Below are 2,771 nucleotides of genomic sequence, written 5' to 3' on the forward strand. Positions count from 1 at the left end.
CCCAAGCACATCGACCCAGAATGCTGCGTGGTGAACATACCTTTGTGCCGAGACTAGTCGTGGGGTGAGTCCGAGTGGAGATTGGGCGTTGTAGGCGCCAAGAGTGGGGTGTAGTAGCGGAAGCGGTTGTACGCCCACCCGGATTCGGCATCCGCGTAATGACCTGCGAACCGCAGTGGTGTTACTGATGGTGCATTTTGGTCATGGAATGGTCAATGCATTGCAAGACGTCAGGGAATGTTGGACGTCACTACGAGTATCAGCCAATGGGCTACAAGGTTTGAATCCGGTTAGCTTGCTGGTGGAGTGATCGGACGCCATGCTCGATCGTGAAGCGCGGATGGGCTTGAAAGCCTCAGTCGGTTCGTTGAAATTTGGCAAGAAGTCGTTCGCTAGCGAAATCCGAAGCTAGATGTGAGCTACTTTTGGCGCCAACGTCAACACTCATGGTCCGGAAATATTGAATTCTAAGAATAACGGGACAAAGAATCCGTTATCATCCTCAAGAAAACTAGGGATTTGGACTACTGATACCAGGGCATTGCCTGACCAAGGGGACAATGTGTCGATGCTGGCACGATCGGTGGACGTTCCAAATGATCACAAGAGTCCTTGAGCCCAAACGATTCGTCGCGTGCCTCAACTCCATGAGAGCAGAATGTCTATGGGGAAATTGGGGTAGGTTTTGCGACATGAAAACTAGCGAAAAATACTCCCGCAGAAAATAAAAATTCCTTTAGTGTTGATCATCACATGTTGACTTTCGATGAAGGGCTTTGCATTGGGCTGCCAAAGTATCTGATAATTGTGATCTGTTTAATTTCAGGATGGAAACCTACCTCCTCGCTTGGTGTTACGGCTCCTAAGTGGAAGGCTAAAGGTTAGCGAAGGTTCCGAAATTTTCATACCCGGATTTGAGCTGACTACCTCGATACCTATATGGCATAATCAAACCGCCATATTGGTAGAATAGGTTTTGGATCTAACCTAAGTTTCTGTCATTTCGTAAGGGCTTGGGTTGAGTCAGTTTGTTGAAGCCCGGACCCAGTCCAAGAACTATTGAATATAGAGTATGGCTCTCAGAAGGAATGCTCAGAACGCCAGGGTAGGGTAATAAGAAAGGCTAAGTATCAAGACTATGCATTTTTAATTCGCGAAGGTCTCTATTGGGGCAATGATTAAAATTCCGGTTCAAACCCTACGGATTTAGCGTATTTCATGATAGATGCCAACTCGTTCAAATTGCAAAGCTTTACGATTGCGAGCCGTAGTAAGCTGCTGATAGTCTTCTGATCACTGATGAATGAGGCCCCTTGTCCATCTGGAGAGCTTTTCCATACAAGAGGATCGGATTCATCTTGCGAAATAAGCTTGAGAATTCCGTCAAGGAAGAACCCATTCGCGGTGAAGCCATGCTTCGCGATGATTCTGTCGATTTCCGATCCTTCGACTATTTCAAGACGAAGTTCATGTTCTCCTTCCAAAGCTCCATGAGATTCGTCGAAGGCTTGATGTTGAATAGTGAGCCCCTGAGGAGTCTGATTTGGGCTTGCTGAGGCTATTTTCAAATTCTTTATTGGGCGGGGGATTTTGGGAACGGGAAGGTTGAGCTTCCAGCATCTATATTGCTCAAGCCAGAGGTCAAGCTGGCTTAGGCCGACGATGTCCCACGGTACGGCAATTAAGTTTCTCTCGTTAGATCTTGCCTGTTCATAGGATTGACCGCCAATCCATTTTTTTAGGTTCCAATCAGTTCTATCGATTTCCCTGGGTGGGCAGTTTTCGGGAATATTTGAATGAAGAATTGACGGAATGAAAAGTCCGAGGTCAGGTCGAAATTGCTCATCCTCAGCCAGCTCCACTGTTGAGTTTGAAAGGTCATCGATCCTGTCTGTTGATTCGTTTGGGAAGTAGGTAAATGCTGACCCTGTGGAAAACACAGTGTTGTTTATCTTGAATGGAGGGACAATCCAATTTTGCGCTTGGTCAGTTTCATGCTTGGCGCCCTGTATACCCAAAGCTTTTAGATTTTGTTTTGTCTTAGGAATAGAAATTAGGGAGCAGGGTTGTTTTAGATACCCGTGCTGATGTCGCAAAACAGAAAGACTCCCCCGTTCTAGGTGTAGGTAGAGCGTTATGGGGGCTTTAACAGGGATTGCTTTGTTCTGAGGATCAGATTCTAAGAGGTATGACATAGCTCGCGTCCTAAAGCGCATCAGAGGTTATGGCACCGTTGTCTACCATATGCTGAGCCCAAGTTAGGGCTCCATTTTTAATCCGTTGACGGTTCGTAGTTGAGGTACCGATTTCATTTCTAGCATTAGAAAGATTGTGAAGCCCATTGTGCTCAATGCTGAGCTGTTCAAAGGCACGGCACTGGCGTCTGTTAAAAGAATCTGCGCCATTGCTTAGCTTCGAGGCATCTACTGAAGCAGGTTGCATTCTTGATTCAACGCCTAGTGCATTGAATCGATCTGCATGGTTGTTTGCTCGAGATGCAAGATCATTTGTCATGCCAGAGTAGGCAGTCGGTCCAGTAATCGGATTTTCATACGTGTAAAAGGCAGCGTCTGAGCTGTTCCAGAGCGACGGCTTTGCTCCGGCTTTCCCAGCATCGCGAGTAGGTACGCCATTGAGCCAGTCGCGTACGAGTGGAATGTCTGCTTCGGGAACCCCAGCGATTCGTAGTTCATCTGAAGAGACTACGTGGCTTGCCAACCCCAGCACATCGACCCAGTGTGCTGCGTGGTCGACATACCCCTGGGCTGAGG

The 2,771-nt window shown here is 47.4% G+C and carries 3 protein-coding genes; all 3 read right to left on the reverse strand.

Features of this window, described 5'->3' with window-relative positions; translation table 11 throughout:
- Positions 1-53: 53 nt before the first annotated feature.
- Positions 54-176, reverse strand: a complete 123-nt coding sequence (locus HMPREF2678_RS10640; protein ID WP_155270791.1) for an RHS repeat-associated core domain-containing protein — start codon at positions 174-176, stop codon at positions 54-56.
- A 1,002-nt stretch (positions 177-1,178) separates the two neighbouring features.
- Complete coding sequence (locus tag HMPREF2678_RS10240; protein ID WP_141747070.1) at positions 1,179-2,195, reverse strand: hypothetical protein; 1,017 nt, start codon at positions 2,193-2,195, stop codon at positions 1,179-1,181.
- Positions 2,196-2,205: 10 nt separating this feature from the next.
- On the reverse strand, positions 2,206-2,771 hold a 566-nt coding region (locus HMPREF2678_RS10465; RefSeq protein ID WP_210382714.1), incomplete at its 5' end, for a hypothetical protein.

The organism is Corynebacterium sp. HMSC058E07 (assembly GCF_001809885.1).
Lineage (GTDB): Bacteria > Actinomycetota > Actinomycetes > Mycobacteriales > Mycobacteriaceae > Corynebacterium > Corynebacterium macclintockiae.

Excerpts from the sequence above, each read along its gene's own strand:
- HMPREF2678_RS10240 (WP_141747070.1), bottom strand. The coding sequence starts at position 2,195 with ATGTCATACCTCTTAGAATCTGATCCTCAGAACAAAGCAATCCCTGTT.